We start from the raw sequence: 25,080 nt of genomic DNA, 5'->3' as shown, positions 1-25,080 counted from the left end.
AAGTAGTAAAAGCGTAGGGATTATCAATGTTGACGAAATCTAGGTTTCCACGTATATCATAACCTTATTCTACGCTTCTTTCTTTCTGATTTATAACTCTAAATTTAAACAATTGCTAACTTAAGATGTATATAAAAAATAGCGGTTTAGGTCTCAATCTGAACCGTTTTTTGCATTTATTTAAGTATCTTATTTTCAGGAAAGTAAGTGCTTTTAATTCGCTACTTTTCATATACTAAACCGATAGCGAAACTTCCACTCCTGCTTAATTAATAAGTAAATAAATTGTTATTCAAAATTAGAATTGATAGAACTAAGAGCGCTAATAAATAGTTTGATTTTCTTAATATAAAAGACGAAATTAGCTTACTGATAACAAATCACTTAAGCTAAACATGTTTTAGGGTTAAAATATTTTTTATCCTTTACCAAGTTAAATCTAATTTCTGAAAAACAATGAAATCAATTGAGCTTATTAAAAAATGGATGCAAGAGCATCCTACTTCAATTGCTCTAATCAAGTATTTGATTTTAGTTATTTTCATACTTGGTATTGTTCAATTATTAAGAAAATTTCTTCAAAAAAACTTACCTGACACCAATACAAGGTATAAATCTCAAAAAGGAATTGAAGTTCTTGGTTATTTTTTTATTCTGATATTTTCCTTTACTTATTTTACAGGTAATATTAAAGATTTTGCCTTAGCTGTTGGCTTGTTAACAGCAGGAATAACAATAACTCTTCAAGAGTTAATTCTAAGTATTGCTGGGTCAATTTATATTTTCTTTGTAAAAGTTTACAAGCCTGGTGATCGAATTGAAATAAACGGAATAAAAGGTGATGTAATAGATATTGATAGCGTTTACACCACAATGATGGAAATTGGAGAATGGGTTACTAGCGATAATTACAGTGGTCGAATTGTTAAACTGAGTAATGCTTTTGTATTTCGAGGGCCTGTTTATAATTATTCTAAAGATTTTCCATTTATTTGGGATGAATTCAATTTACCAATTCGATATGGTTCTGATATTGACCTTGCCAAAAAGATCATAATCCAAATTGCTTCTGATAAATTATCTGAATATGTTAACGATTCAATATCAAAATGGAAAACTGTTGTAGACAAATACTACATTGAAAATGCACAGGTAGAACCTACTTTAGCAATAACAATGACTGATAATTGGATCGAATTTAACCTTAGGTATATTGTAGATTACAAAAAAAGGAGGTTTACAAAGCACTTATTAAGTGAGTTAATTAGAAAAGAAATTGAAAAAACCAATGGAAAGGTTAGTTTAGCCTCATCTACAATAGAAATCATTAAAATTCCAAAACTGAATATAGAAAGACAAAATCAAAAAACTTAATCATCTAACCCTATTCTTTACTTCATTGTTTATAATTCTTTAGCAAAATAATTTTCATTTTATATGTAATAATGTAACATATTTAAAGTTAAAAACACTTAACAATCTGATTATTATTGTTTTATTTTTTTTATTTGAATGTAACAAATGTAGAATACCTTCGAATATTACGGAAGTATATTTGTAGTGTACTAAAGAAATAATATTTCGATAGGCATAAATTAAAAAGGAAAACTATACGAGTAGCTGGGGGGCAAACTAATGTAGCAATTACTTTTTAAAACAAAAAAACAACACATTAGTGTTGTTTTTTTGTTTTAAAAATTTATATATACTAAAAGGGGATATTTTTCATAAATAATTATATGTTGTTTTTGATAAAGCCTTAAGAATTAATAATAATAGATTTTATATTATTATTAAATTCCCCCAAAAAAAAGAGCGAGTGCATTGCACTCGCTTTTTTATTTTTATAGAAATCTATTGTGTATAATAAATCTACTTTTAACTTTATTCTAGTCCTTCCATTTCAGCGTCGTAAAAAGCACTAGCTTGTTCTATTAAACTTTCTAATTCATTCGCTAGTTCTTGCTCATTTTCATCAGATAAGTCTTCAAACCATTCTATTTCATCATCTTTTAAGTTAATTAAAAAACGAGGGTAATCAGTATGTAATACAAATATATCTTCTGGATAATTGCTGTTATCTGCTAATAAAAATTTAGGTAGTTCCATTTTTCTCTACAATTAATTTTTTAGTTAATAAGTTAAAACGAATATACAACATAATTGCCGATGCTGTAAGTGAAATCAGTAAGCCAATCCATATTCCTGAGGCTTTTAATTCGGTATGTAATGCTAAATAATAGCAAATAGGAAAACCAATAATCCAATACGCTATAAAAGTGATTCCCATCGGAATTTTTACATCTTGTAATCCACGAAGTGCTCCCAAAACAACTGCTTGAATTCCGTCCGACAACTGGAAAAACCCAGCGATAACTATTAAGATAGCTGCGGTTTCAATTACATTCTCATTCTGAACGTAATACGTTGGTAAAATATCTTTAAAAGCAATAAATCCGAGCGCAAAGAACAGATCAATAATCATCATTAATAAAAATATGGATATCGCAATTCTTCGTAATTCTTTGTAATTATTCAACCCTTTTTGGTTTCCTACTCTAACAGTTGCAGTAACTCCTAATCCGATAGCAATCATAAAAGTCATTGACGCTAAATTTAATGCAATTTGATTCGCTGCTTGTGCATTGGTACCAAGGGCTCCTGCCAAAAAAACACCTGATGCAAACAAGCTCACTTCAAACCACATTTGTAAGGCTGTTGGGTATCCTAAATTGTAAATACGCTTCACAACACTTTTTTTAATATGATTGAATGAAAATTTCTCTAAATAAGGTTGAAATTCCTTGCGCTTGCTTACAATGTAAATCATGAATATCACCATAAAGAAACGAGAAATTAGAGTTCCATAAGCAGAACCAACAACACCATAAGCAGGAAAACCAAACTTCCCATAAATTAATACATAATTAAAAAAAACATTAATTATGTTCGCTATAATAGTCGCTTGCATTGCATATTTAGTAAGTGACAAACCGTCAGCAAACTGTTTAAACCCTTGAAAAATCATCAATGGTATCATCGAATAAGCGATAACTTCAAAATAAGGAATTGCTAACTCAACAACTTCTACAGGTTGCTGTATGTAATACATTAAAGGTTTAGATAACAGTAATAATCCACAGATAATAAATCCAAGTATAATTGACAAAAACAGTCCGTGTTGGAATATCGTTCGTCCTTTTTCAATATTTTTTTCACCATCTGCTTCAGCTATCAACGGAGTAATCGCAAACGTAAAACCAATACCTAAAGACAAGAAGACAAACATTAACCCATTTGCTAACGAAACCGATGCTAATGGTGCTGCACCTAATTTACCGACCATTATATTATCTGCTAAACCCACTAAAACATGACCTAATTGCCCTAACATTACTGGATATGCTATGTATAAATTTTTTTTAAATTCTGAAGTATAATTAGATAAGTTCAAAGCTTCGTAGTTGATTTTACGACTGCGAAGATAGTTTAAATTGGCAGATTTTAATTACTTTTGAAATGAATAAAAACTCTATAAAAAATGGCAACCATCACTTTAAAAGGGAACGAAATACAAACTGTAGGAAGTTTACCAAAAATAGGTTCAAAAGCATCTGATTTTAATTTAGTTGGAACAGATTTATCTCGTAAAACTTTAGCTGATTATTCAGGTAAAAAAATAATTTTAAATATTTTTCCTAGTGTAGACACAGGTACTTGTGCTGCATCTGTAAGAAACTTTAACAAACAAGCTTCTCAATTAGAAAATACAAAAGTTTTATGTATTTCTAGAGATTTACCTTTCGCACAAGGTCGTTTTTGTGGCGCTGAAGGAATTGAAAATGTAGAAATGTTATCTGATTATGCAACTGGTGATTTTGGTAAGAACTATGAACTTACTATCGCTAACGGCCCTTTAGCACAACTACACTCACGTTGCATTATTGTTCTTGATGAAACAGGAAAAGTAATATACACAGAACAAGTTCCTGAAATTGTAGATGAACCTAACTATGAACAAGCATTAAAAGCTTTATAAATGAACAACTCTAAAGACGGATTTGTTAAAAAGCGTTTGCGTGGTATTAAATTTGCGTTAAAAGGTATTTGGATACTTGCAACCACTGAAGACAGTATCAAAGCCCAATTTTTTATTGGGCTTTTCGCTATTGTACTCGGTTTCCTTTTTAACATCTCTCTTTCAGAGTGGATGATTCAGCTTACCATAACAGGTTTGGTACTTGTTGCGGAAGCCTTAAATACTGCTGTAGAGAAAATGGCAGACTTTATTCACCCCAATTTTGACAAAAAAATTGGAATAATCAAAGATGTTGCTGCAGGTGCTGCAGGTTTTGCTGCAATAATTTCCATAATTGTCGGTTGTATTATTTACATTCCAAAAATAGCATACATATTTTCGTAATTATTCTATATTTACATGTTGAAATAAATACTTTTAATGGCAAAAAAAACAACAACAAAAACTAAAAAACCTAAAAAAATCTCAACTTTTAAACAAATTTTAGATTTTTTTAAAAACCGTCAAACCCAAACAGTAATAGGCTCGTTTTTGGTTTTATTTTCATTTTTTTTAATAATTGCATTTATCTCTTTCTTTTTCTCATGGCAAGAAGATCAAAGTTCACTTTCGCAATTTTCTGATAGAGCTATTCAAGCAAGAAATTTATTAGGTAAAATTGGTGCTAAACTAAGTCACTTCTTTATTTATAATGGATTTGGAATTAGTGCTTTTATCTTGCCCTTTTTAATCTTTTTAACAGGTGTTAGTTTTTTACTACAAACTCGTCTAAAAAACATTATTGCTTCTTGGAACTGGGGATTATTTAATATGCTTTGGATTTCTATAGCTCTCGGGTTTGTTGAAAAGAAATATTCAATTTTATCAGGAATTATTGGATTCGAAATCAACGAGTATTTGAGAACATTTATTGGTAAAACTGGCTTAGCCATAGTACTTACCTTCTTTTTAATAGCTTATTTGGTGATGCGTTTTAGAGTAACTCCAGAAAAAGTTGCAGATAAATTAAAAAGTAAACAAAAAGAAATTTCAGATAATATAGTAGACGATTTTTCTACAGATGAATTGCAAAACTCTTCAACTGATAATTCTAACACCGAAAAAACATTCGAAGGAACAAATAAATCTGAATTTGAGCTATCGGTTAAGAACTTGCAACCAACCATTGGTAAACACTCTACTGTTGGTCCAAAAAAAGAAGAATCTCAAGTTTCTTTTGATATTGAAGATTCAACAAAACATTCTTTAGACCCTGTTTTAAAAACAACTGAAAAACAAGAACCAAAAGATGTTGAAATAGCCATAGAAAAAATTTCAGAAGAAAAAAGTGTTTCTGAAAACTTATCAGAAAGACTCATCAAAGATTTTGGTGAATTTGACCCTAAATTAGAATTAGGAAATTATAAATTCCCCACTTTTAACTTACTTAAGCAATACAACGAAAGTATTTCAATTGACCCTGAAGAACTAGAAGCTAATAAAAATAGAATTGTAGAAACATTAAAAAACTACAAAATTGGTATTGCACAAATTAAAGCTACAGTTGGACCAACGATTACTTTGTATGAAATCGTTCCCGATGCCGGAATTCGTATTTCAAAAATTAAAAATTTAGAAGACGATATTGCGTTGTCTTTATCGGCTTTAGGAATTCGTATCATTGCTCCTATTCCTGGAAAAGGAACTATTGGTATTGAAGTACCTAATAAAAAATCGACTATCGTTTCAATGCATTCGGTAATTGCCTCAAAGAAATTTCAGGAAAGCCAGATGGAATTACCAATTGCATTAGGTAAAACAATTTCCAATGAAACTTTTGTAGTTGATTTAGCTAAAATGCCTCACTTATTAATGGCAGGAGCTACAGGACAAGGTAAATCGGTTGGATTAAATGCAGTATTAACATCGTTGTTATATAGAAAACACCCTGCGGAAGTTAAATTTGTATTGGTTGATCCTAAAAAAGTAGAACTTACTTTATTCAATAAAATTGAACGTCATTATTTAGCAAAATTACCCGATAGTGAAGAAGCTATCATTACCGATACTTCTAAAGTCGTGAACACTTTAAATTCATTGTGTATTGAAATGGATAATCGTTACGATTTGCTTAAAACAGCCATGGTTCGTAACATAAAAGAATACAATGTAAAGTTTAAAGCTCGAAAATTAAATCCAGAAAACGGACATCAATTTTTACCTTATATTGTTTTAGTCATTGATGAATTTGCTGATTTAATTATGACAGCAGGAAAAGAAGTAGAAACACCTATTGCTCGTTTAGCACAATTAGCACGTGCCATTGGTATTCACTTAATTGTTGCTACTCAACGTCCGTCTGTAAACGTAATTACAGGTATTATTAAAGCAAATTTCCCTGCAAGAATTGCATTTAGGGTAACTTCAAAGATTGATAGTAGAACAATTTTAGATGCGCCAGGAGCAGATCAACTTATTGGTCGCGGAGATTTATTATTTTCTGGTGGAAATGACATTACACGTATTCAATGTGCTTTTATAGACACTCCTGAAGTTGAAAAAATAACCGATTTTATTGGCTCACAAAGAGCGTATCCAGATGCTTATTTATTACCTGAATACGTTGGTGAAGAAGGTGGCGCAAATGTTGATATTGATATTGAAGACAGAGATAAACTTTTTAAAGAAGCAGCTGAAGTTATTGTAACTGCACAACAAGGTTCGGCATCATTATTGCAAAGAAAACTAAAGTTGGGATATAACAGAGCTGGTAGATTGATTGATCAATTAGAAGCTGCTGGTATTGTTGGCCCTTTCGAAGGTAGCAAAGCAAGGCAAGTTTTAGTTCCCGATTTTATTGCTCTTGAACAATTATTAGAAAACGAAAAAAATTAAATAATTATAAATATCCCGCAGAGCGGAAATAAAAGAACATGAAGAAAGTAGGATTATTTTTAGTAGGAATATTTGTTAGTGTAAATATGCTAGCACAAAGTTCATCTTCTCAAGCAAAAGCCTTATTAGATGAAGTTTCAAGTACAATGGGTGCATATACAAACATGAGCATAGATTTTTCTTCAACCTTAGTAAACAAAGAAGCTGGTGTAACAAATGATCCTCCAATTAGAGGTAGTATTATTTTAGCAGGAGAAAAATATAGTTTAGATTATTTAGGAAATAATTTTGTTTTTGACGGTAAAAAATTAATTGTTATTAACAAAGAGGAAAAAGAAATATCTATTACTAATGGAGATTTAGGAGAAGAAGACGGCTTTATTTATCCTTCAAAATTATTAACTTTTTACAAAGAAGGTTATAACTATAAAATGGGGAAATTAGAAAATAATAACGGCCGTAATGTGCAGTTTGTAAATCTAACTCCTATAGATAGTAATTCAGATATTATAAAAGTGCAATTAGGTATTGATGCGAAAACTAAACATATTTATAAATTAGTTCAAATTGGTTCTAATGGTGCAGAAACAACATTTACGATTACCAAGTTTAAGAGCAATCAACCTATTTCAGAAAATTTATTTTCTTTTGATAAATCTAAATATGAAAAATTAGGGTATTTTATTGATTAAATACCCCATTCTTATCACTAAAAGTTTTGTTATTGATTTTTTATAGTCAATTAACAAAACTTTTATGTTTATTACAACAATCCTTACTACTTTTGTGTTGGTGAAAACATTAGACAAATACATACTAAAAAGTTTCTTAGTCCCTTTTTTAGCAACCTTCTTTATCATTCTGTTTGTGCTAGTCATGCAAACTTTATGGCTTGCTTTTGACGATTTTGCAGGAAAAGGAATTAGTCTAATTTTTATTTTAAAATTTTTGTGGTATACTACTTTACTAGTTGCTCCACAGGCGCTTCCTATTGGTATATTACTTTCGTCAATTATGACTTTAGGAAGCTTATCCGAAAACTATGAATTTGCTGCTGCAAAATCTGCTGGAATTTCTTTACAGCGAATGGTTAGACCTTTGGTTTTCTTCGCTATATTTATGAGTGCTGTTAATTTTATGTTTTTAAACTACGTGTACCCGTATGCTATCTTAAAACAGATTAACTTAAAAATGAATATCAAGAAAAAACAACCTGCTTTAGCTTTAGTTCCTGGTAGTTTTAATACTGAAATTCCAAATTATCAAATTAAGTTTGATGAAAAATATGGTGAAGAAGATAATCTATTAAAGAATGTCTTGATTTACGATTTATCCGCTAAAAGAGGAAATAACAAAATTATATCTGCTAAAAAAGGAGAACTTGTTTCGGAAGAAGGTAGTAGATACATGACGTTAATATTAAAAAATGGACATTTTTTTGAACATCATGAAAAAAATAACTCTTCCTATAAGCAACGTCAAAAAATGCCCGCATCATATGCTGATTTTGATGAGTACACCATAAATATTGATATTTCTTCTTTTGCAAAAGATGATTTAGATGACCTAAATTATACACGAAATTTTAATATGTTAAGTTTAAAACAGCTAAAGGATACTTTACCAACGATAAAGCTTAACTATGATGAATATGTTAAAGCAAGAGCTAAAAATCTATTTTTAAATGTAAATGCTAAAGATTTATATAAATACCCAGATTCTCTTATTAACTCAAAATTATCATTAAACTTACTTGATAATTTTGATCTGAATCAAAAAAGAAATATTGTAAATACAGCCATCTCTAAAGTAGACAGAACACTTAACAATATTAAATCTAATAAGGATTCTTTTAAGCACAAAAGAAAGGTTTTAAATCTATATGATATTGAGTTTTATAACCGTGTTGCCTTTTCACTTTCATGCTTATTGCTTTTCTTTATTGGAGCTCCTTTAGGTTCCATTATTAGAAAAGGAGGTATGGGCTTACCCATGATTTTAGCTATTTCTATATACGTTTTATATTTCTTTACAAATACTTTTGGCCGTAATTTAGCTGAAGAAAGCTCGGTAACAGCTCTTTTAGGTTCTTGGATGGCAATTATATTGATGTTACCTTTAGCCCTTATTTTAACCACCAGAGCAACTAAAGACAAAGGTCTTTTTGATATTAATGGTTTTTTCAAAAAATTAATAGATAAATTTAAAAACTTACTCCCTAAAAAGGAGAAAACAACATAACAATGACAACAAAAACTACTTCAAAAATTCAATTAAATACTATTGAAGAAGCTATAAACGATATTAGAAAAGGTAAAGTGATTATAGTGGTAGATGATGAAGATCGTGAAAACGAAGGCGATTTTTTAGCTGCAGCAGAAAAGGCAACGCCAGAAATAATCAATTTTATGGCAACTCATGGTCGTGGTTTAATTTGTACTCCGCTTACCGAAAATCGTTGTAAAGAACTAGAGTTAGGTATGATGGTAACCAACAACACCGATCCTATGGAAACTGCTTTTACTGTTTCTGTAGATTTACGAGGGAAAGGTGTTACCACAGGTATTTCTGCCAGCGATAGAGCCTTAACCATACAAGCATTAATAAATGATGAAACAAAACCTTTTGATTTAGCTAGACCTGGTCATATTTTTCCGCTACGTGCTAAAGAAGGTGGGGTTCTAAGAAGAACTGGTCATACCGAAGCTGCTATCGATTTTGCTCGTTTAGCAGGTTTAGAGCCAGCAGGAGTTATTGTTGAGATAATGAATGAAGATGGTACCATGGCACGTTTACCTCAACTTTTAGAAGTCGCTAAAAAATTCGATTTAAAAATTGTTTCGATTGAAGACTTAGTCGCTTACCGAATGGAACACGATTCTTTAATTGAAAAGAAAGAAGATTTTGATGTACAAACTCGTTTTGGAGATTTCCGCTTAAGAGCTTACGAACAAACAACCAACAATCAAATTCATATTGCTTTAACAAAAGGAGATTGGAGTAAAAACGAACCTATTTTAACACGTGTAAACTCTACTTTAGTTAATAATGATATTTTGGGAACCTTAACTAATAATGCTGATCAGAAATTAGATCAAATGTTTCAAGTTATTAATGATGAAGGTCGTGGAGCTATTTTATTTATCAATCAAGAAAATCAATCTTTAAATTTATTGAATAGATTGCGAGGTTTAAAAATAAATCAAGAAACAGGAGAAATGAAAGCTCCAGGAATAGCGATGGATAATAAAGATTTTGGAATCGGTGCTCAAATCTTACACGATTTAAATATTCATAAACTACGCTTGATTTCTAACACTCAACAAACCAAACGTGTAGGTATGATTGGTTATGGTTTAGAAATCGTAGATTATGTTAATTATTAATATTTCAATTTTATAAAAAAACAGTCTGTATAAACTTTATACAGACTGTTTTTTTTATGATTATTTCTATTTAAAAATCTATCATAGAAGATTTAACTTCATTATATTCTTTTACTATTTCTTCTAAAACTTCTTTTGCTGATTTTATCTCATGTATTAAGCCTGCAACTTGACCAATTTCTAATTCACCTTCTTCTAAATCACCTTCAAACATTCCTCTTTTAGCACGTGCACGTCCTAACAGTTCTTTTATTTGTTCTATAGATGGCTTATGTTGATACAATTCCTGAACATCGTTATAAAACTTATTTTTAACCAAACGAACAGGTGCTAATTCTTTTAGTGTTAAATGCGTATCACCATCTTTCACTTCAACAATAGTTTTCTTAAAATTTTCATGAGCAGAAGATTCTATAGTTGCAGCAAAACGGCTACCAATTTGCACTCCATCAGCCCCTAAAACCATTACCGCTAACATACCTCTACCCGTTCCTATTCCTCCAGCTGCAATTACAGGAATTTTTAGTTGCTCTTTTACCATTGGTATTAATGTTAATGTTGTAGTTTCTTCTCGTCCGTTATGTCCTCCTGCCTCAAAACCTTCGCAAACCACAGCGTCTACGCCGGCTAATTCAGCTTTTAATGCAAATTTTACCGAACTCACTACATGTACAACCGTAATTCCTTTTTCTTTAAAAAAAGCAGTCCATGTTTTCGGATTTCCAGCAGAAGTAAATACAATCTTCACCCCTTCTTCCACAATAATATCCATGATCTTCTCAATGTCTGGATATAACATTGGTACATTCACTCCGAAAGGTTTATCAGTGGCTTTTTTACATTTTTGAATATGCTTTCGTAATACATCAGGATACATAGAGCCTGCTCCGATTAAACCTAATCCGCCTGCATTAGAAACTGCTGAAGCTAATCTCCAGCCACTCACCCAAATCATTCCTCCTTGAACAATTGGATATTGTATATTAAAAAGTTTGGTGATTTTATTTGTCATTAACTAACTTCTAAAATTTAACGGAATTGAATAATAAACAGGATGTTTTCTGTGGAAATTTTCTGCAGGTGACCAGCCTTTTATACTTTTAAAATAATTTACAATCTGATTATGTAGCATTTCAGGTAATTTTTCATCAATTTCAACATCTGATATTTTACCATCTATTCCAACAAAAAAACTAACATGAACCTTACCTTTAACAGTATAATTAATACTTTTAGAGAGCTTTTTTATCTTCTCAGCAAATTTTTTCTTACCCCCTTTGAATTGAGCTTTTTTATTTTGAGCCTCTCTATATTTCTTTTGCCCCCCTCTATCATCAATTTCTATCACTTTAAGAACACTATCGTTTTTATAATAAACTCTAGAAGCTAAGCCACCTGTAAAATGGTAATATTTCCAAACTCCTTCTTTTTTATTACCATCGTAAATACCTTCATAATTTTTATTTCCATTATGAAACCATCCCTCTGTCTTACCTTTTTTATGTCCTTTAAGATCATAATGTTCTATATGAGATGGTTTACCATTTTTAAAATAAGTAATAAATTGACCTAAAGGTTTCTTTAAATTTTTGTTTTTATAATGACCTTGTCGAAATATTTTTCCATTTCTATTATAGCTCCTAACAAACCAAAGAGAACCTGCTTTTTTTGTAATAATTTCAAAAGAATGAGCTTCTTGTTTATTCTTAGTTATACTTCCATTTTTATCTAAAAAATTTACAATAGAATCCTTTTGCGAAAAGGATTTAAGACTAAAAAAGATAGCAAATAGTAATAATACTTTTTTCATAGATTTTTTTGGGAGGTAATTTAAGAAATTATTCCCGAACCTAATAATTCATCAACCTTGTACCAAGCTACAAATTGTCCTTCTTGAATAGCTGATTGTGGGTTTAAGAATTCAACAAACAATCCGTTTTCTACTTTGTGCAAAATTGCTTTTTCAAGTGGTTGACGATACCGAATACGCGCTTCTACTTTCATAGTTTCACCTGTTTTTAAAGCCAAATCTTCACGAACCCAATGTAATTCTTCGTTAGAAACAAACAACACACTTCTGTATAATCCTTTATGCTTTTTTCCTTCTCCTGTGTAAATTACATTTTCATCTACATCAGTTTCTATAACAAAAAGTGGTTCTTTGGTTCCTCCGACAGCCAATCCTTTACGTTGCCCTTTGGTAAAATAATGTGCTCCTTGGTGCTTTCCAACAACTTTTCCGTCTTTAAGATGATACTTATATTTTGTAGAAAAATAATCTAACTCCGCTTGTTTGTTTTCAAAATGAGGAGTTGATTTTACATAGTCATTAAAATTTTCAGGAATTTGAACAATAAGCCCTTCTTTGGGCTTCAATTTTTGTTGCAAAAACTCTGGAAGTCTAACTTTTCCAATAAAACACAATCCTTGAGAATCTTTTTTATCCGCCGTAATTAAATCTGCTTTTTTAGCAATTTCTCTGACTTCTGGTTTGGTAAGCTCCCCTATAGGAAACAAAGCTTTTTCTAATTGCTTTTGCGATAATTGACATAAAAAATAAGACTGATCTTTATTCTTGTCTTTTCCTGCCAATAACTTGTAAACGGTTTTCGCGTTAATTACTTCTTCTGCTTTTCTACAGTAATGACCAGTTGCTACATAATCTGCCCCTAAACTAAGTGCGATGTCCATAAAAACATCAAACTTTATTTCACGGTTACATAACACATCTGGATTGGGTGTACGCCCTTTTTCGTACTCATCGAACATATAATCTACAATACGTTCTTTGTATTGCTCGCTTAAATCTACTGTTTGAAAAGGAATTCCGAGTTTTTCAGCAACAATCATTGCATCATTACTATCTTCTAACCAAGGACATTCATCAGAAACGGTTACCGAATCATCGTGCCAATTTTTCATAAATAAGCCAATAACTTCGTATCCTTGTTCTTTTAATAAATATGCGGTTACACTACTATCTACACCTCCCGAAAGTCCTACAATTACTCTTTTCATTTTCTTTTAATTGGGGTGCAAATTTACGAATTTGTAATGGATTTATAAGATTGTAAGAATTGATGGTTTCATCAATAAATATTATTACTGTTTTTTAATAGAATGGGTAACACGTTTCTTTTCTGCCAACTCACCATCCATATAAAATTCCCATTTCCCATCACGTTTTCCGTCCTTATGCATTCCTTTTTCTTTCAGGTTTCCTTTTAAATCGAAATATTTACCTAATCCGTTTAATTTCCCATCTGCATATATTACTTCTTCGATTAAAATTCCATCATCCGAAAAAGTTTTAGAAATCCCGTTTTTAAGTCCATTGCTATAGTGAGATTCTTCCGTTACTTTTCCGTTAGGGTAATAATTTTTTAAAACTCCATTAAGTTTTCCATCAACATAAAATTCTTCAGAAAATATTTTTCCATCAGAGAAGTAATACATCCACTTCCCTACTCTATTTTTACCTATCATGACTCCTTCAGACTTCAACTTACCTTTTGGCGTATAAAATTTTACCATAGCAGAATCTGAACTTGTCGAAAATTCTTTGATAATAGATGGAAACGAAGAAGATTTGTTATAAAACTTAAACGTACCGACTTCTTTCCCTTCTTTAAAATTACCTGTATAACGAATTTTGCCGTTTTCGTAGTATTTACGCCAAACACCTATTCGTTCTCCATTTTCATCTACTTTATTTACATTTTGAGAAATTGCATTTGAAACGAAAAAAAATGAGAATACAATAGTTCCTATAAATAGTCTTTTTATATTTATCATGGGGATGAATAATTTTAAAACAAATATACACAAACCATACCAAGGTGAATCAAGAATTTTTAAACACCATTTTGATAAAAGTTGAGAATGCCAAACGAAAAAATAGAGACGCAGCTGCGAAAACGATCTTAAAAACACCTACGCTATTTCCTTATTTAGTTTCTACAACGTTTCAAGTTGATACTAAATTATCTGTTCGTGCTGCATGGATCTTAGAATGGATTTGTACTCACAACGGATTAGATTTATTACTCCCACATTTAGAAGAATTCACCAAAAACATCCATAAAGTTCATTTTGATGGTTCGGTTCGTACGTGCGCTAAAATTTGTAAACATATTGCAACCGCTTATACCTCTAAAAATTCGCATAAAATAAAGAACGTTTTAACTAATGATCAAATAGAACGAATTATTGAAACTGGTTTTGATTGGTTAATTACCAATCAAAAAATTGCAGTAAAAGCATACACCATGAATACTTTATATTTGTTCGGATTACAAAAAGATTGGATTCACCCCGAATTAGAACATATTATTAGAAATGATGTGATTCATCAAAGTAAAGGATGCGAAGCTAGAGGAAGAAAGATTTTAAAACTAATACAGAATTTTAACCAAAAAAAGTTATGAATAACTATTGTAAAGTAATTTTAATAATACTTTTATTTTCTTCTGTTATATCAAATGCACAATTTGAAAAGGAGATAATAGAAGCTGAAGTTGTTACTAAAGATTTCCTAGAGGTACAGAAAATACCTGGACTCTCTATTTCTGCATCCTATAAAGGAAAAATTATTTGGTCAGAAGGTTTTGGATACTCAGATTTAGAAAACAAGAAAAAAGTATCTCCAACTTCTACACAATTTAGAATTGCAAGTATATCAAAAACACTTACATCAATTGCTTTGGCTAAACTTTTAGATAATAATAAATTAGATTTTGATGATAGTTTGTATAAACATGTTCCAGATTTCCCTGAAAAAAAATATGATTTTTCCCTTCGTCAAATTGGAAGCCATCTAGCAGGTATAAGACATTATAAAGGAAACGAGTTTTTAATAAACAAAAAAATGTCTATTGTACAAGGGCTAGAGATTTTTAAAAATTCAGAGTTGCTCTTTAAACCTGGTGAAAAGTTTAAATATAGTACCTACGGCTGGAATTTATTAAGTGTTGTTATTCAAAATGCTTCAAATGAAGATTTTTTTAAATACATGAATGATGAAGTTTTCAATCCCTTAAACATGAGTAATACTACTCTAGATATAGCCGACAAAGAAAATAATAATAGAACTAAATTCTATATAAATAGAAAAGGTAAAGCATTAATTGGCCCTAATGTGAATAATGAATTTAAAGCTGCAGGTGGTGGTTTTTTATCTACATCTGAAGATTTAGTTTTGTTTGGTAATGAGTTTATAAATCCAAAAATAATTAGCTCAAAATCCTTATCTGAAATTACAACTTCAAACAAGACTTTCGATGGCAAAAAAACAAATTATGGAATTGGAGTTAGTATTTCTAAAACTACAAATAACACGTTAAAATTAAGTCATTCTGGAGGAGGAATTGGAGCCTCTTCTTACTTATTAATCTATCCTGAAGAAGAAATTACTATTGCTATCCTAACAAATTTATCTGGTGTAAAAATGAAAGGATACATTAAAAATCTTGAAAATATATTTATCAAATAATTATTGAGGCAATTCCTCCAAATTAGTTGGTTTTCTATATCCTTTAAAAGGTTGTTTCAATAATTCTTTTAAATTAGAATTGGCTACTTCATCAGGAAACGTATCTACTCCATATACTATTTTATCACGATCAAGTTCCATGTAGGTTCCGAAAAGTCTATCCCAAACAGAGAATATATTTCCATAGTTAGAATCTGTATAAGGTAATAAATTATGATGATGTACTTTATGCATATCAGGCGATACAATAACATAACTCAATAATTTATCGACTTTTCTGTTCATTTTAATATTGGCATGACCAAACTGTGTAGCTATTAACGATACAGATTGGTACAACATGATAATCCCGATAGGGGTTCCTACTAAAAAAACACCAACTAGTGTAAATACAAATCGAATTACACTTTCTAACGGATGATGTCTATTTGCTGTAGTTGTATCTACATTATGATCAGTATGATGTACCAAATGTACCATCCATAAAGTTTTCACTTTATGCTCAGTAAAATGCGCTAAATAAGCTCCGAAGAAATCTAAAAATAAAACACCCAATACCGCATATAACCATAATGGCATTTCAGGCAACCAATTAATAATTCCGAAATTGTTAGCTTTTACCCAATCGGCAGTATTCAATAATAAAAAAGCCAATCCGAAATTAACTACAATCGTTGTTACAGTAAAAAACAGATTAGGCCATGCATGTTTCCACTTTTTATAGTTGAATTTAAATAAAGGCACAGCGCCTTCTAATAACCAAAAAAAGGTAATTCCACCCACCAAAATGATACTTCTATGAGAAGAAGGAATGGTTTCAAAATAGTTTAGTATTGTTTCCAAGAGATAATTTTATTTTCTCTAAAAATAAGAATTTTTGATGATAGTTATCGTTACAGGTTTGTTCATCCTTGAAAAATACAATCAAAATAATAAAACTTTATCTTAAAAATCATGAATTTTTATCATTTATGTATAAAATAAAAACTCAGAGAAAAATTTCTATGAGTTTCGTTATTAATAATGTATTTTTTGAAAGTTTACTCACAAGTTACTGCCGAATCTTTAGTAATAACAGTACCTGCATTTTCTAAATCACATATTTCTTGTGGAATAGTAGTTAAGAGGTTATCCTGTAAAAACAACTGCTCTAATCTTGTTAAATTTCCTATTTGAAAAGGTACACTTTCCAGTTGATTATCTTGAAAATACAACCCTTTTAAATTACTTAAGTTTCCTATCTGCTCCGGAACTTCAGATAGCTGATTACCTCCTAAATATAAAAATTCTAATTTATTAAGGTTTTCAATTTCTGACGAAATAACAGTAAGCTGATTAGAAAATAAATGTAAAAATGTTAATTCTGATAACATAAACACCTCTTCAGGGATATTCTGTATTTGATTTGAAGGCAAACTTAGCTTTGTTAATTTACTTAAGTGTTTAATTGAATTAGGTATGTCAGTTATTTGATTACGTCCCAAGTTTAAGTCTATTAAATTAGAAAGATTACCTATACTTTCTGGTATTTCCGTCAATAAATTATTAAATACTTGTAATTCTTCCAAAGCTGTCATATTTCCTATTTCTTCAGGTAGACTTTCTAATTCATTTAAACCTGCTCCCAAAATCTTTAATTTGGTAAGATCACCTATACTTTCAGGTAAAGTTTGTATAGCATTTCTAGAAATATTCAAGTTTATTAAATTTATTAAATTTCCTATTTCAATAGGAAGAGTATTAATATTGTTATCATACAAACTTAAATTTGTTAAATTTCCTAGACTCCCTATTTCAGCAGGGAGAGTTTGAATATTGTTATCATTTAAATTTAACTTACTTAAATGAGTTAAATGTTTAATCTCTGTTGGGATTGTTTCTAAATTAACATTGTAAAAATCTAATTCAATCACATAACCTTCATCATCAACAACTACACGACTCCATGTACTGATATCATCATTAGTTATATTCCAATCCAAATAATTACTTTGATTAGCATTGAAAATAGCTATTAACACCTCTCTTTGTGAAAGAGGCTCAATTTCAACAATAACATTATAATCTGCGGTAGTTTGGTTTTGAGAAGTAACGGTATAAGTAACTGGATTAGTAAAATCCATTATTCCTTCAGGAGAAAAAGTTGCGTATTCAGATACTTCTAAGGTAGGTACCAAAGCTGTTATATTTGTTCCATAAGGTACTGTAATCGTAATCGTTTTGTCTTCTTGATTAATTTGAGCAGCAATATCTGAATTAAGCGCCTCATTATTTTGCGATTTAAATACAAAGCTCACAATCTCTTTCTCATTACTCAAAATTGGATTATTGTCCTTTTTACTACAAGAATTTAAAAAGAGCCCAGACAAGATAACGGATACTAAAATAAAATTTATATGTTTTAACATGTTCTAAAAATAAAATTGATCAAAGATTAGGCTAAATAATAAAATCTTGACAATTCTAAAGTTATCTCCAGGTAAGTCTATGCCTTTTTTATGCAAGAACTTATTTATACAATCTTTTTTGAAGGCGTTTTTCCTTACTATATTGCTGAGGGGTCATGTTTAAATAACTGGCAATATATTTATCAGGGGTGCTTTTCAACATCGAATTTGATCGCTCTTCCATTTCATGGAAAAGTTGAAATCTTTTTGATGGGTTTCGGTATTGAAGCAGGCTCATCCTGTTTTCTCTGTCTAATAAAATAGATTCATGAATTTTATACATAATGTAGGCCATTTCGGTCCACTTTTTTGAGAGCATTTCAAGATCCTTCTTTTCTATAGATAGTATTTCGACATCTGTAATGGCTTCCTGTATTTCTATAGAAGGGGTTCTTTCCATATAACTTTTAAGACTGTTAAATGCGAAACCCTTTGGGCTAATGTTAGTTGTAATGGGAATGTCTTCATCATAAACAAACTGATGAACTACTCCCTTGATTACAATATTAGATCTAAACGCTATTTCACCTTCTTTTAAAATGGTTTCACCTTTTGCAAATTTCCTTTTTTTAAAATACTTAATTAGTTCTGAAAAAAAATCATCACTTATAGGGGCGGCCAATTGCATGTAATCATATAATAATTGACAATCTGAATCGGAGATAGTTTTCATCAAAAAAATAATTAATAAAAAATATTAAGCAATACTTATTGAGGCAATCGTTTCTTCAATTCCTGTACAATTCTGTAGGTTGCAGGACAAACCTCTGTATTTTTAATGGTTAAATTAGCTAATTGGATAAACTTTTTACGATTGGTATGCGGATATTCTGCACATGCTTTGGGGCGAACGTCATAAATAAAACAGGTATTATCTCGTTCGTCTAAAAAAGTACACGGAGCCGATTGCAAGACCATAAAATTATCTTCATCTCTTTGTAAGTATTGATTTGTAAAATCAATAACTTTCATTCTTAAATGCTTCGAAATACGTTCAATATCTTTTTCCGTAAAGATTGGACTTGTAGTCTTACAGCAATTTCCACAAGTTAAACAGTCTGTTTTTTCAAACTCTTCTTCATGTAGTTCTTGCATTAATAAATCCAAACGTTTTGGAGTTCGTTTTTTTAAACGTTGAAAATATTTTTTATTTTCTTCTAAAGCGTCTTTTGCAAGTCTTGGTAAGTTTTCTAAATCTTTGTCCATATCCATGCTGCAAAAATACAATTATTCTAAGCCAAAAATCCTCTTAAAAAACAAATAAAATTATGTAATTTTGCTACTCAATTTTTTTAGCTAATGAACATTCAATCGTTAATCGAAGCGAAAGTAAAAGAAGGATTTTTAAGTTTGTATGAAACCGAAATTCCGTCAGTAGAATTCCAAGCAACCCGTAAAGATTTTGAAGGAGACATCACCGTAGTTGTGTTTCCGTTATTACGCTACAAAAAAGGAAATCCTGTTCAAATTGGTGAAGATTTAGGAAAATATTTAGTTAAAAATGTTTCAGAAATAAACAACTATAATGTTGTTAAAGGTTTTTTAAACTTAGTAATTGAAGATAGTTTTTACACCAATTTTTTCAATACTATTTACACAGATAACAACTTCGGATTGGCAATGCCTACTGATAAGCAATCGGTTATGGTTGAGTATTCATCACCTAACACCAACAAACCCTTACACTTAGGTCATGTTCGTAATAACTTACTAGGATACTCGGTTGCCGAAATTTTAAAAGCATCGGGTAAAAACGTGTTCAAAACCCAAATTATTAACGATCGTGGTATTCACATTTGTAAGTCGATGTTGGCTTGGGAAAAATTTGGAAATGGGGAAACACCTGAGTCTACCGGATTAAAAGGAGATAAACTGGTTGGAAATTACTACGTAAAATTTGATCAAGAATATAAAAAGGAAATTGCTGATTTAGTTGCTCAAGGTAAAACCGAAGAAGAGGCTAAAAAAGAAGCACCTCTTTTACTAGAAGCGCAAGAAATGTTACGTAAATGGGAAGCTGGTGATGAAAAAGTAGTTTCTCTTTGGAAAACCATGAACCAATGGGTATATGACGGATTTGACGTTACCTATAAAAACATGGGAGTTGATTTTGATGCCTTATATTACGAAAGCAACACCTATCTTTTAGGTAAAGAAGTTGTGGATGAAGGTTTACAAAAAGGTGTTTTTTATCAAAAAGAAGACGGTTCAGTTTGGTGTGATTTAACTGAAGACGGATTAGACGAAAAACTTGTGTTACGTTCAGACGGTACTGCCGTTTACATGACGCAAGATATTGGTACCGCGATACAACGTGTAAAAGATCATCCTTCAATTAACGGAATGGTGTACACCGTTGGTAACGAACAAGATTATCACTTTAAAGTATTATTCTTAATCTTAAAGAAATTAGGATACTCTTGGGCGGAACAATTATTTCATTTAAGTTACGGAATGGTAGATTTACCTTCTGGAAAAATGAAATCTCGTGAGGGAACCGTGGTTGATGCTGATGATTTAATGACGGAAATGACCGATACTGCTCGCGAAATTTCTCAAGAATTAGGGAAACTAGAAGGCTATTCTGATACCGAAAAGGAAGAGTTATACAAAATGATTGGTTTGGGTGCTTTGAAGTATTTTATTTTAAAAGTAGACCCAACAAAACGTATTTTGTTTGACCCTAAAGATTCGGTAGATTTCCAAGGAAATACAGGACCTTTTATTCAATACACCTATGCAAGGATTCAATCAATTATTAGAAAAACAGATTTTGATTTTTCTAAAAAGGTAACAATTGATTTACACGAAAAAGAAAAGGAACTCATTAAACAATTAGAGTTATATCCTGAAGTAATTCAGTTAGCTGCTAAAAAATATTCGCCTGCTGTTATTGCAAATTACACCTACGATTTGGTAAAAGAGTTCAATTCTTTTTATCAAAACGTACATATATTAGGTGAAGAAAATATAGATAAAAAGATATTCCGTGTTCAACTATCTAAAAAGGTAGCAGACACTATAAAATCGGCATTCAGCTTATTAGGAATTCAGGTTCCTGAGAGGATGTAAAACACATAACGGTTAAACTATGAAAAAAAATTTAATACTTCTCTTATTATTAAGTTCAATAAACAGTTTTTCTCAATACCAAAAAGGAACACTGTTTTTAAGAGATAACTCTAAAATTACTGGTTTAATTAAAATTTCTAATGGATTTCGATTAAAATTTAGAGAAAATGAAAAATCTAAAAGGACTTTTTTTAACTACAGAAAAGTAAAAAAGGTAGTTTTTGATGATAAAACTGAGTATGTATATAAGATAGAAAGTCAGTTAGTAGTTTTATTAAAAAAAGAAATTAGTGGTAAGTTAGAATTATTTTCAAGGCAAAGAGCATCAGCTCCTACGAAAAATAAAATGGATGATTTTTTACTAGGCAAAGGACCTTTTACAGAATATTTTATTGCAGATGAAAACTCTGACTTTGCAGACAAACTACCTCTTAATTTTAAAAGTAAAAATTATAGAAAAATACTTTCAAAACATACGTTAGATTGTACAGATTTTCAGAATAAAATTAAAGATAAAAAAAGTATTAAATCAAACTTCGACTTTAATATTTCTCAAATGATTAATTATTATAATGATAATTGCAATTAGATTATAAACAAACAACAAGATAAAAATAAACAACATGAAATACGACGTATTAATAATCGGAAGCGGTCCTGGTGGATATGTAACTGCTATCAGAGCATCTCAATTAGGATTTAAAACTGCAGTAGTAGAAAAAGAAAACTTAGGTGGTATATGTCTTAATTGGGGATGTATTCCTACCAAAGCCTTATTAAAATCTGCACAGGTGTATGATTATTTAAAACATGTAGACGAGTACGGATTAAAAGCAGAAGCAATCGATAAAGATTTTGAAGCGGTTATTAAGCGTAGTCGCGGTGTTGCAGAAGGAATGAGCAAAGGTGTTCAATTCTTAATGAAGAAAAATAAAATTGACATTATCGATGGTTTTGGTAAAGTAAAACCAGGTAAAAAAGTAGATGTTACTGCTGCAGACGGAAAAGTTACTGAATACTCTGCTGATAATATTATTATTGCCACAGGAGCACGTTCTCGCGTATTGCCTAATTTACCACAAGATGGTAAAAAAGTAATTGGGTATCGTGAAGCAATGAGCTTACCAACACAACCAAAATCGATGATTGTTGTAGGTTCTGGAGCAATTGGTGTTGAGTTTGCTCACTTCTATAACTCAATGGGAACCGATGTTACTATTGTAGAATATTTACCAAATATTGTTCCTGTAGAAGATAAAGATGTTTCTAAACAAATGGAACGTTCGTTCAAAAAAGCTGGAATTAAAATTATGACTAGCTCTTCTGTTGAATCTGTAGATACTTCTGGTACTGGAGTAAAAGCTACGGTTAAAACAAAGAAAGGTGAAGAAATTTTAGAAGCAGATATCGTTTTATCAGCAGTTGGAATTAAAACTAACATCGAAAATATCGGATTAGAAGAAGTAGGTATTGTTACCGATAGAGACAAGATCTTAGTAAACGATTGGTACCAAACTAACATTCCTGGGTATTATGCTATTGGTGATGTAACTCCTGGTCCTGCTTTAGCACACGTTGCTTCTGCCGAAGGAATTACTTGTGTAGAGAAAATTGCAGGTGTACATACCGAAGCAATCGACTATGGAAACATTCCTGGTTGTACCTATGCGACTCCAGAAATTGCTTCTGTTGGTTTAACAGAAGAAAAAGCAAAAGAAGCTGGCTATGAATTAAAAGTAGGTAAATTCCCCTTTTCTGCTTCTGGTAAAGCAAAAGCAGCGGGTACTCCTGACGGATTCGTAAAAGTAATTTTCGACGCTAAATACGGTGAGTGGTTAGGTTGCCACATGATTGGTGCCGGAGTTACCGATATGATTGCTGAGGCTGTTTTAGGACGTAAATTAGAAACTACAGGTCATGAAGTATTGAAAGCTATCCACCCTCACCCAACCATGAGTGAAGCGGTTATGGAAGCTGTTGCAGATGCTTATGATGAAGTGATTCATTTATAGATTTATAGAAACAAGAATCAAGATAAGAGATAAAAGACCTCACCATCCCGAAACTTCGAGAGGTGAGGTTTTAAGTTAAAGATTGTTTCAATCCTTTTTCTATATTCTTCCAAAAGAAATTCCAAAAAGAACGTGTTTTATCTCGTTCTAGGTCTTTAATTTCAGTTTTTATTAGTCCGTTTTTAGATGAATTTTTAATAAATAAATTTAAAATCCAAGAAAGTACTTTTTTTTTCATTTCCGTCTTCTAAAAGATTAATTTTAAAATTATCAAAATCAATTTCAAAATCTCCGTTAGAAACATCATCATTTCCATATAAATTAAAAAACAATTGATTAATTCTTCCTTCTACCTCTACATTTGTTGTTGGTCGCATAAATGAATTAATGCTCTCTTTTGGCACATTTAGTAAACTTCCTCTTATAGTAAATTCATCATTTAAATTATCAGTTTTAAAACTCCAATCTATTTTCAGATCAGACGTATTCATAAAACGAGAGTCTATATGTATAACTGTTCTAGGAAACTTATTTTCTCTTTCTACATTTGTTAAATCATTAATTTCTGCATGTATCGAATTGAAAGATATTAATCCAGGAGTTCCATTTTTCTTTGTTAACTCTTCGTAAACAATTTGTGTATCTTGTATGTTAATTTTATGTATATCAATATCAAAGGGTAAATTTCTCATCGATTTACTATAAAGATCTTTTCTTTGATAGGGATGCTCTAAAACAACTCTATCTCCATACACATTAAAATCACCTTGATCGATAAAAATGGTATCTAATTCAAAAAATAATCTTTTTTTATTATGAATTTTAAAAGAAGGAACCGTAATTTTCTTTATATAAAGAGTTAGTAGATCTTTTTCATAAGGAACATGGTAAATATAATTTTCTCTCGATTTTAAGGGTATGATTTCTAAGCTATCAACTTGAATTTTTTCATTTTCAAACGTAAAATTTGAAAAACCTACTGCTTGTACTTTAGAAAACTGACTTTTAAATTTTTTAATTGTTATTTTTAATGCTGAATACTCAAATGGTATAGATGTAGTGGATGGATTATCTAAAGTAAAATCTTTCAAGTTTACATCTATTCTATCTATAGATAATGGAAAATTATTTTGCTTCGTTAAGTTGATATTTAAATTTTTGAATGCAATTTCTTCAATATTTACTTTTTCATACCAACTTTTAGACGGCTTTTTTTCTTCTTTTTTTTTGTCTATGATTTTCCCTGTAATTTTTGAATTTTCAACAGTAAAAGATTCGATTTTAATTTTATTATTTATAAAATATTGATAGAAAGAAAAGTTATTAATTTCAACTTTTTCAGATTCAAATGTAACACTATCTTGAATAGCTTTACATTGCTTTAAAGCAGCATTTCCTAATAAAAAATTAATTTCTATTTCATCATATTCAAGCGCATTAGTTTTTCCAAAATTTGTCTTTAAATAGGTGTCAATCTTATGCGTAGCATACATATCTAGGATTTTACAGCCTAAAATAATTGATAATAAGAAAACTAATATTTTAGCTTGTAACTTGTTTTTCATACTAAAGTTATTACACAATAATAAGCACTTACCCTTACTTAAGCTACTCCATTACAAATATTTATTAACTGATATGATTTTTTACTCTAAAAAATTAATTCAAATAAGAATTGATATTTTATAAACATTCAGCTTTTTATTAAAAAAAAGATTTCTTATTCCTTATTTTGCATCTGCAAACTCGAAGGCAATTT

24 protein-coding genes are annotated in these 25,080 nt (G+C 30.4%); 12 read left to right on the top strand and 12 right to left on the bottom strand.

Features of this window, described 5'->3' with window-relative positions; all coding sequences use genetic code 11:
* The first annotated feature begins 456 nt into the window (after positions 1–456).
* Positions 457–1,374: a mechanosensitive ion channel family protein gene (locus C7447_RS13685; RefSeq protein ID WP_148871079.1), complete on the top strand. Its 918-nt coding sequence runs from the start codon at positions 457–459 to the stop codon at positions 1,372–1,374.
* 510 nt (positions 1,375–1,884) lie between these two features.
* Here C7447_RS13685 and C7447_RS13680 read toward each other — a convergent pair.
* Together C7447_RS13680 and C7447_RS13675 are read right to left on the bottom strand one after the other, a co-directional pair.
* Entirely contained in the window at positions 1,885–2,109 is a 225-nt protein-coding gene (locus C7447_RS13680; RefSeq protein WP_148871078.1) for a hypothetical protein, read from the bottom strand.
* Complete coding sequence (locus tag C7447_RS13675; protein ID WP_148871077.1) at positions 2,096–3,454, bottom strand: MATE family efflux transporter; 1,359 nt, start codon at positions 3,452–3,454, stop codon at positions 2,096–2,098. The genes C7447_RS13680 and C7447_RS13675 overlap by 14 nt, the downstream gene beginning before the upstream one ends.
* Before the next feature lie 87 nt (positions 3,455–3,541).
* Between C7447_RS13675 and tpx the strand changes: the two genes are divergently transcribed.
* The 6 genes from tpx (at position 3,542) to ribB (ending at position 10,299) form a co-directional block, all read left to right on the top strand.
* Positions 3,542–4,039, top strand: a complete 498-nt coding sequence (gene tpx, locus C7447_RS13670) for a thiol peroxidase (protein ID WP_148871076.1) — start codon at positions 3,542–3,544, stop codon at positions 4,037–4,039.
* Positions 4,040–4,423 carry a diacylglycerol kinase family protein gene (locus C7447_RS13665; protein ID WP_148871075.1) on the top strand — a complete coding sequence of 128 codons (384 nt, stop codon included), beginning with the start codon at positions 4,040–4,042 and terminating at the stop codon, positions 4,421–4,423. It begins immediately after the preceding gene.
* 36 nt (positions 4,424–4,459) lie between these two features.
* On the top strand, positions 4,460–6,913 hold the full coding sequence (locus tag C7447_RS13660; RefSeq protein ID WP_148871074.1) for an FtsK/SpoIIIE family DNA translocase: 2,454 nt from the start codon (positions 4,460–4,462) through the stop codon (positions 6,911–6,913).
* A gap of 38 nt (positions 6,914–6,951) precedes the next feature.
* On the top strand, positions 6,952–7,605 hold the full coding sequence (locus C7447_RS13655) for a LolA family protein (RefSeq protein ID WP_148871073.1): 654 nt from the start codon (positions 6,952–6,954) through the stop codon (positions 7,603–7,605).
* A 64-nt stretch (positions 7,606–7,669) separates the two neighbouring features.
* Positions 7,670–9,154, top strand: coding sequence for an LptF/LptG family permease (locus tag C7447_RS13650; RefSeq protein WP_246143081.1), 1,485 nt, complete (start codon positions 7,670–7,672; stop codon positions 9,152–9,154).
* A 2-nt stretch (positions 9,155–9,156) separates the two neighbouring features.
* On the top strand, positions 9,157–10,299 hold the full coding sequence (gene ribB / locus C7447_RS13645; RefSeq protein WP_148871072.1) for a 3,4-dihydroxy-2-butanone-4-phosphate synthase: 1,143 nt from the start codon (positions 9,157–9,159) through the stop codon (positions 10,297–10,299).
* A 70-nt stretch (positions 10,300–10,369) separates the two neighbouring features.
* Here the strand turns inward: ribB and C7447_RS13640 are convergent, their stop codons facing one another.
* The 4 genes from C7447_RS13640 to C7447_RS13625 all read right to left on the bottom strand — a co-directional run bounded on the left by C7447_RS13640 (position 10,370) and on the right by C7447_RS13625 (position 14,094).
* Positions 10,370–11,311: an NAD(P)H-dependent flavin oxidoreductase gene (locus tag C7447_RS13640; RefSeq protein ID WP_148871071.1), complete on the bottom strand. Its 942-nt coding sequence runs from the start codon at positions 11,309–11,311 to the stop codon at positions 10,370–10,372.
* Positions 11,312–11,314: 3 nt separating this feature from the next.
* A complete protein-coding gene (locus C7447_RS13635) occupies positions 11,315–12,109 on the bottom strand; it encodes a toxin-antitoxin system YwqK family antitoxin (RefSeq protein WP_148871070.1) in 795 nt (264 codons plus the stop codon).
* A 20-nt stretch (positions 12,110–12,129) separates the two neighbouring features.
* Positions 12,130–13,317 carry a tRNA 2-thiouridine(34) synthase MnmA gene (gene mnmA / locus C7447_RS13630; protein ID WP_148871069.1) on the bottom strand — a complete coding sequence of 396 codons (1,188 nt, stop codon included), beginning with the start codon at positions 13,315–13,317 and terminating at the stop codon, positions 12,130–12,132.
* Between the two features lie 84 nt (positions 13,318–13,401).
* A complete protein-coding gene (locus C7447_RS13625; protein WP_148871068.1) occupies positions 13,402–14,094 on the bottom strand; it encodes a toxin-antitoxin system YwqK family antitoxin in 693 nt (230 codons plus the stop codon).
* A gap of 44 nt (positions 14,095–14,138) precedes the next feature.
* Between C7447_RS13625 and C7447_RS13620 the strand changes: the two genes are divergently transcribed.
* Positions 14,139–14,726, top strand: a complete 588-nt coding sequence (locus tag C7447_RS13620) for an adenylosuccinate lyase (RefSeq protein ID WP_148871067.1) — start codon at positions 14,139–14,141, stop codon at positions 14,724–14,726.
* Positions 14,723–15,790 carry a serine hydrolase domain-containing protein gene (locus C7447_RS13615; RefSeq protein WP_148871066.1) on the top strand — a complete coding sequence of 356 codons (1,068 nt, stop codon included), beginning with the start codon at positions 14,723–14,725 and terminating at the stop codon, positions 15,788–15,790. The genes C7447_RS13620 and C7447_RS13615 overlap by 4 nt, the downstream gene beginning before the upstream one ends.
* Here the strand turns inward: C7447_RS13615 and C7447_RS13610 are convergent, their stop codons facing one another.
* From C7447_RS13610 to C7447_RS13595, 4 genes are all read right to left on the bottom strand, one after another.
* Positions 15,791–16,633 (bottom strand): sterol desaturase family protein, encoded by an 843-nt coding sequence (locus C7447_RS13610; RefSeq protein WP_148871065.1) that lies wholly within the window; start codon positions 16,631–16,633, stop codon positions 15,791–15,793.
* Between the two features lie 197 nt (positions 16,634–16,830).
* Positions 16,831–18,198, bottom strand: a complete 1,368-nt coding sequence (locus tag C7447_RS13605; protein ID WP_148871064.1) for a leucine-rich repeat domain-containing protein — start codon at positions 18,196–18,198, stop codon at positions 16,831–16,833.
* A gap of 100 nt (positions 18,199–18,298) precedes the next feature.
* A complete protein-coding gene (locus tag C7447_RS13600) occupies positions 18,299–18,910 on the bottom strand; it encodes a Crp/Fnr family transcriptional regulator (protein ID WP_148871063.1) in 612 nt (203 codons plus the stop codon).
* Between the two features lie 35 nt (positions 18,911–18,945).
* The gene (locus C7447_RS13595; RefSeq protein WP_148871062.1) at positions 18,946–19,443 is read right to left on the bottom strand and encodes a YkgJ family cysteine cluster protein; all 498 of its coding nucleotides are present in this window, start codon (positions 19,441–19,443) and stop codon (positions 18,946–18,948) included.
* Between the two features lie 93 nt (positions 19,444–19,536).
* Here C7447_RS13595 and argS point away from each other — a divergent pair, with 93 nt between their 5' ends.
* The 3 genes from argS to lpdA are packed head-to-tail and all read left to right on the top strand — an operon-like array spanning position 19,537 to position 23,321.
* Positions 19,537–21,309, top strand: a complete 1,773-nt coding sequence (gene argS, locus C7447_RS13590) for an arginine--tRNA ligase (RefSeq protein ID WP_148871061.1) — start codon at positions 19,537–19,539, stop codon at positions 21,307–21,309.
* 19 nt (positions 21,310–21,328) lie between these two features.
* The gene (locus tag C7447_RS13585) at positions 21,329–21,898 is read left to right on the top strand and encodes a hypothetical protein (RefSeq protein WP_148871060.1); all 570 of its coding nucleotides are present in this window, start codon (positions 21,329–21,331) and stop codon (positions 21,896–21,898) included.
* Positions 21,899–21,932: 34 nt separating this feature from the next.
* Entirely contained in the window at positions 21,933–23,321 is a 1,389-nt protein-coding gene (lpdA, locus tag C7447_RS13580; RefSeq protein WP_148871059.1) for a dihydrolipoyl dehydrogenase, read from the top strand.
* 70 nt (positions 23,322–23,391) lie between these two features.
* Here the strand turns inward: lpdA and C7447_RS14870 are convergent, their stop codons facing one another.
* Both C7447_RS14870 and C7447_RS13575 read right to left on the bottom strand, forming a co-directional pair.
* Positions 23,392–23,559, bottom strand: a complete 168-nt coding sequence (locus tag C7447_RS14870; RefSeq protein ID WP_170246044.1) for a hypothetical protein — start codon at positions 23,557–23,559, stop codon at positions 23,392–23,394.
* Entirely contained in the window at positions 23,516–24,886 is a 1,371-nt protein-coding gene (locus C7447_RS13575) for a hypothetical protein (RefSeq protein ID WP_148871058.1), read from the bottom strand. The genes C7447_RS14870 and C7447_RS13575 overlap by 44 nt, the downstream gene beginning before the upstream one ends.
* Between the last annotated feature and the right edge of the window lie 194 nt (positions 24,887–25,080).

This window comes from Tenacibaculum adriaticum (genome assembly GCF_008124875.1).
GTDB classification, from domain to species: domain Bacteria; phylum Bacteroidota; class Bacteroidia; order Flavobacteriales; family Flavobacteriaceae; genus Polaribacter; species Polaribacter adriaticus.
This window is presented reverse-complemented; position numbering and strand designations above follow the sequence as displayed.